Here is a 6,169-nt window from a genome sequence, read left to right as displayed (position 1 = left end):
AAGGGCTGGGAGAGCGCTTCGCGGTGGGTAAAGTCGACTACCGCGATATCGTCAACGCCGGGTAGCGTGAGCGTGAAGTGCAGTCCTGTGCTCGCCATCTTAACTCCCCTCCCCTGAACCAGAACCAATGATCACACCACCGCAATCGACCGCGTGGCCGGTTAAAGCCGCTGGCTTGCCGTCAATCAAAATCGTGCCGGAACCTTGGGCAATCGCCCGCGGGTGCTTGGGATGATTGGGCTTGTCGTGGGGCTCTAACGGGTCGCCCACGCGGGCCACCGGCTTGCCATCCATGATCACCGTGCCGCTACCTGCGATGACGGGCGTCGGGGGGAAACCATCGTGGTCGGTTCCCATATCGCCTACGAGTACAAATTTCTGGCCCATTATCACTGCTCCTGTTCCGGTTCCGCGTATTCGTCCTGCTTGCCGCTTCAGTGTTGCGCTGGCGGGTTACTCATCCCACTGGGCAGGGGCTTCGTAACTCGCCACTTCCAGGACATCCACGTACTGGCGGCTGAAGCCCGCCGCCTCCAGGCTGTCGATGGCCGAATGGCAGGCCAGCGGCAGGCGCGTTTGCAGCGGCACCCCGCTTAGGCTTCGCCGCACCGCCATCAGCAGACGGGTGCCGTGGCCGCTGCCCTTCCACTCCCGGCTGATGTAGAAAAACTTGAGCTGCCAGGCGGCTTCGTCATCCGGCCGGCAGGCCAGCACCATACCCAGCGGCGGGCCATCGCCATGGCGCAGCGCCAGCAGGCGGCCCTGCCAGTGGGCCACCTGGCCATTTTCCCGCTGCATCCATACTTGGCGATTAACGGTGAATTCAAGTGCACGGCGCAGCGTATCGAGCACGCTTTTATCGCGCAGCACCCAAGGGGAGTGGCCTTTGGCATCGGCCTGATATACCGCTTCGATAAAGCTGTCGATATCCTCGTTGCGCGCGTCCATCAGTGGGCGTGAGCGCTTTGCGCCCTTGCGCTTGTGGCGCGCCGCCGGCTTGTCTTTATCGGAGATAAACAGCTGCTTAAGTTTGGTCAGCATTGCTACCTCGCTCAGCATAAAGGGCGGACGGCAGCTGGAAGCCTGCGGCCAGTGGACGCGTGAAGGGATTGGGCGCACCGCTGGCAAACAGGCGGTAGCGCATGGTGCCGCCGTCAACGTTGAACCGAAGCTCCAGCTCGCGTTCGCTTACGCTGGTGATATCGGCCTGCTCCAGCAGCCGAAACCATGCCCAGGCGCCATCCTGGGCAACGCTTCTCGGCGAGCGGTTCACTTCGCTAGGCACCATGGTGATTCGGCTTTCCGTACCGCCACGCAGCGCGTTTGGCCAGATCATCGACACTCGCTGGCTGGCACTGTGGGCATACTCGATCAGCTGGCCGTCCACGCTGATCACGCTGCGACGCTTGTCCGGCGACAGGCTGACGGGTTCAAGGGCAAACTCCACGTCCAGCGCGCCGTCACGGCTGAAGTAGGCGCGCCGAATCTGCTCGGCCTGCTGAATGGCGGTGTAGAGGCTATCGCGCAGCAGCGAATTACCTTCGGCATCCACCAGGTACTCAGGCGCGCCTTCGATGAAAGGCTGCAGGCTGTCCTGGTAGAAGGTATCCAGCGTGCCGCCCGGGGCGAAGAAGTCCTCGAAATCACTCAGCGCCACTTCCTGGCTAGCATTGGGCGCCAGTGGATAGCGGCCTGCCAGGCGCTCCTGGTAGGGTGCCACCACGTCATCCAGCCACTGGCTTTCAAGATGCCGCGTGGCGCTGGCCATCATCAACTGCCAGCTCTGGTCGGCCAGATTGTGCAGCATGCGGCCCACCGGCTCTGGCGTGCTGTCGGCAATGCGCTGCAGGTTATAGATGGGGTCGTTGCCGCGCAGTGACAGGCGGTCACGCACGCTGACAAAGGCAGCACGCCCGGCATTGCTCGACTCTTCGATCGCCATCAGGTAATCGCGCAGCGCCGTCACGGCGGTCTTGATCTCCTCGAGTGAAGAGGGGTTATCGTTGCGCGCCTGGCTCAGCTGATTGATCGGCGTGAACGGCTGCTCGATGGCAAATGCCAGCTGATAACGCTGGGATTGGCGTAGCGCCTCACGGGCCTGCTCGTCATCTTCGGGAAGCTCCGGGTAGAGGCTGGTATTGCGCTCTACCGCAGCCAGCAGCCGATCGAGGGGGCGCTGGCTGCCCACCAGCGCATCCGCCACCACGATGGCCTGATGGATATCCGGCAGCGGTACCAGCTGGGTATCGCGCAGGGCATCACGCCAGCTGGCATGATAATCCGCCACGTAGTGCTCGCGCAGGGCCACCTGCAGCTGTTGCCGGTCGGCCTCGCTGAAGTTGATGTTATCGCGCTGACCGAGTACCCAGGCATCGATCAGAGCAAGCTCTGTGGCCCGGTCGAGTTCCTGAAGGAAGTAGTTTTCGAAGCCGTCGCGGGTGAGCAGGTGCGGCAGGCGTACATTCTCGGGGTCATCGTTGCGCGACATGAACACGGTGTTGAACAGCGTGCCCACACTGCGGCGTAGATCCAGCGGCTCGCCCTGACGGTTTCCGGACGCCTTCAAGGCGGCGTAAACGCGCTCATCGATAGGTTGGCGCGAAAGCTCCTGCTGGGCGGCGGCGATGCTTCCCTGAAGCGGTGCCATGGCCCGCTCAGCGCTCGGGCTGCCTTCGGCAATGCGGCCTTCAAGATCGCTATGCTCGAGCGCGTAATCCAGGTGCATCAATAGCCGCCGCTGAACCTCGCCCTGCTGGGGAAAGTAACCCTGCCAGCGGTTTGCCATGAAACGTTCAACGCGCTCCGGCTGACGGCCGCTGGCATCCGACATCATGCGCAGCACGCGCAATAGCGAAAGCTTGGCATTGCTGCCCTCTTCGGCGCGGTTCATGTCGTCCATGATGCCGATCATCAGCGCCGGCAGGAACTGTCGCTCCAGCATGGCAAGATAGGCGCGCTCCACCTGAGCACCAATTACATGGCCTTGATACAGCCCCATGTCCGCCAGATACGGCGTATGTGTGCGGTACCCGTCAAAGGTTTCCAGGGCATGACGCAGCCGGTCGAGCGGGTCGAGAAGTTCAAAACCGGTGGGGTCATCGCTCTGGAACGCTTCCGGCTGAGTGGCCAGGAACGTTTCCGCGCGCTGTTCAACCGCGGCAAGCGACACGCTGTTCTTCTGATAGAAATGCGTCCAGCCGCCGACCAGAATAACGCTCAGCACCAGGCACGCCGCCAGGCTTGCCTTGCGCACGCGCTGGCGCCGCTGGGTCACGCGGGCGTTGTCGCCGGCCAGTCCCGCTTCGGGGTAAATGACCTTCTCGAACAGCTCTTCGGTAAAGTAGAGCGCGCTGCGCGTGGCCCGATGGGCAGGTTGAACGCTATCATCCATCCCATAGCGCCGTGCCGCGGCATCCACGAACGGGTCTTCCGGCACCCCCTGCTGGTACACCGAGGTGAAGTAGGTACCACGCACCATGGCGGCCGTTGAAAAGCGGTCACTGGAGAGCGCTTCGGTCAAGAAGCCAAACAGCACCTCGCGCAGCCCTGCCAACTGGCGTACAAAACGAAATACCGACTCGCGCTCTTCACGGTCGCGGCACTCGGAAAGCATGGTGGGCATCAGTTGATTCAAGCGCGCCAGCATGGCGTCGTAATCGGCTTCGAACTCAGCTTCCCACTTGCCAGGGGTATTCATGGACGCCGGAGTGAACGTGAAGCCTAGCGGCGCTCGGCGGGCTGCGCGGGAGTAGTGGCGGAAGAAGTCATCAAAGCCGTGCAGCAGGTCCATCTTGCTGAACGTGACGTACACCGGCAAGCGGGTACCGTGGCGCTCCATCAGTTCACGCAAACGGCTGCGCAGCAGCGCCGAGTAGGCCTTGCGAACGGCTACCTGGGCATGGCTCAGGCGGGCAAGGTCCAGTACCAGCACCACGCCATCCAGCGGGCGCTGGGGGCGGTTATGCTCCAGCCAGCCGACGAAGTGGTCCCACAGCCGGCGCTGGAGTTCCTGGGGTTCGCCACCTTCCATAGCGCCCTGAGTCAGAAGCTCGCCATCCGGGTCGATCAGCACCGCCTTGTCACCGATCCACCAGTCAAAGCCGAGCTGGCCCTGTTTGCTGCTCTGGCCCGAGGCTTTCATGACGTGGGTCAGGGCGAAGTTCTGGCCCGAGCGGTTGATCAGGCTGGTCTTGCCGGCGTTCTCGACGCCCATCACCAGATACCAGGGCAGCCGATAACGGCTGTTGCTGCCACCCAAACTGTCGGTAAGCTCAGTGAGGACCTGATTGAGCGAGTCTTCCTGGCGCTCGACCTGGGACATGATCGGGTCCTGCTGGCGCGACTCTTCCAACTGGCGTTCGTCATCCAGAGCGCGCAGGCGCCGGGCAAGGCGTACTCCCCAGATAACGGCCACCAGGGTCACGACCGCAAGCGTTGCCAGCAGGCGGTTGGTAAGCGGTGCCAGCGGCATCACGCCGCGCACTTCCCAGCCAGGCCCCCACCACCAGATAGCCACCACCAGAATGGCCAGCAGCACTGTCCACAGTAGCGTGGAGAGGCGCAAAAGCCCCTTGGCCTTGTTGCCGTGTGCATTGGCCCGGTTTTTTGCTGTTTGTGCCCGCGACAAACCAGGCACCCAGCGGCTCAGCTTCGACGTTATGGTTGACCACATTAGCCTTTATCCCTCGTCCCTTTAATATTGACCGTTGTCAGTGCGTTTCTTGAATCGCGGCTTTCAGGCGCGATACCAGCGCGGGTTCCCACTGCTCTAATGCCAGTTCCGTTACCGTTTGATGCAGCGTGCGGTAGTGCTGCTGCGCCAGGCTTTCGAGCCCGGTTTCCTGCAGCAGATCCGCGCTGGCCAGGCGCCAGTACGCGCTTTCTCGGGGCGTTCGGGCGCTGCTCAAGCCTTGGTCGAGCACCTTGAGCGCGGCGGCGAGATCGCCGTCTGCCACGGCTTCGCGTGCCTCTTCAAGCCCGGCGTGCCAGGCCTCGCTACCGCCGCCAGCCGCGCCGCCACTGTTTTCGTTGCTGTACAGCCAGCGCGTCGTTTCTTCATCGACGAATGAAGCGCCGCTATTGAAAGTGAGCGCCTCGATACCCGGCAGGCGCTCCACGAACCGCTGCGTTTCATCACGGATCGCTTCGGCACAGCGGCTGTGACCAAGCTTTTTGGCAAGCCCGGCACTCAGACGGTGGCCTTCCAGCCAATAGGGGCTTAGCGCCAGGCTATTTTCGATACGCTGCCAAAGTTCGTTGTCGCCGCCCTTGGCAAGCGCTTCGCGGTAATCGGAAACCCGGTCCGCTGATACCGGCGCAAGCTCGGTCTTGCCGTTCTCCTTGGCCGCGGGCAGCGCTTGAATCGTGCTCCATACCGCATAGCGGCGCAGGCGGTAGGCCAGCGGCTCGCCCGGTGACTGCTCGCCCAGAAACTCTGCCATCTTGAGCAGCGCCTGGCGATTCGAGCGCTCGTTGCCCGCCTCAAGGCGCAGCTCCGGCGCCTTGGCCGTCGAAGACGTGGTGGCCGCCTGCTCCTGACGAGCCGCCGGCTGGCTGGTGGATTGCTCACCAGCCGATGACTGAGAAGCGCTCTGAGCTGCCTGCTGGGTTGGTCGCTTGGCCTTTAGCTGGCGGCTTAGCTCAGCCAGCGCATCATCCGGCAACGCCTTCTCGGCCACCTGGTGTTCAAGCTCCGTCAACGAAGCCTGACAGGCGTCAAACTCATCCTCGGCATTGTGAAAATCGAGCGTTGATACGAGTTTGACGCTGCGCTGAATCAGCTGTTGAAACAGCCGCGGGCGCATCTTGACACCGCGCTTGCCTGCAAACGGGTAGGCGTGCTCCCACCAGGGCTGGGCGATGCTTCGGGCAAGCAGGCGTAGTGAAAGCGCAAAACGCACGCCGCTGCCTCCGTGCTGCATACAGTGCATCAGATGGCCCAGCACCTTCAGATCCTTGCTACGCTCGCTCAGCATACGGATGGCCAGCGTCTCGGCGGTCTCCCACTCCACGTTGGCGTGCTGAAGCGAGCCAATCTTCATCATTTCCTCATCCAGCGTCAGATAGTCGTTGCTATCTTCCACCGGCTCGCCCACCGGGGCACCCTCGCCGTTGGCGGGCAGAGGAGCCAGCAAGGGGCCCAGGTGTGACTCGGCAGTAATTCGCATGA

The 6,169-nt window shown here is 62.7% G+C and carries 4 protein-coding genes; all 4 read right to left on the bottom strand.

The window, feature by feature from the left end; translation table 11 throughout:
• Nucleotides 1-99: 99 nt before the first annotated feature.
• Nucleotides 100-387 (bottom strand): type VI secretion system PAAR protein, encoded by a 288-nt coding sequence (locus tag B0H98_RS11790; RefSeq protein WP_106375255.1) that lies wholly within the window; start codon nt 385-387, stop codon nt 100-102.
• A 66-nt stretch (nt 388-453) separates the two neighbouring features.
• On the bottom strand, nt 454-1,041 hold the full coding sequence (locus B0H98_RS11785) for a GNAT family N-acetyltransferase (RefSeq protein WP_106375254.1): 588 nt from the start codon (nt 1,039-1,041) through the stop codon (nt 454-456).
• Nucleotides 1,025-4,672, bottom strand: a complete 3,648-nt coding sequence (gene tssM, locus B0H98_RS11780) for a type VI secretion system membrane subunit TssM (protein ID WP_106375253.1) — start codon at nt 4,670-4,672, stop codon at nt 1,025-1,027. Before tssM ends, B0H98_RS11785 begins: the two co-directional genes overlap by 17 nt.
• A 37-nt stretch (nt 4,673-4,709) precedes the next feature.
• Nucleotides 4,710-6,167, bottom strand: a complete 1,458-nt coding sequence (tssA, locus tag B0H98_RS11775; RefSeq protein WP_106375252.1) for a type VI secretion system protein TssA — start codon at nt 6,165-6,167, stop codon at nt 4,710-4,712.
• Between the last annotated feature and the right edge of the window lie 2 nt (nt 6,168-6,169).

It is taken from the genome of Vreelandella songnenensis (assembly GCF_003002925.1).
In the GTDB taxonomy this organism is placed as follows: domain Bacteria; phylum Pseudomonadota; class Gammaproteobacteria; order Pseudomonadales; family Halomonadaceae; genus Vreelandella; species Vreelandella songnenensis.
The sequence above is the reverse complement of the archived record's forward strand: the minus strand, read 5'-3'. Positions and strand labels throughout refer to the sequence as shown.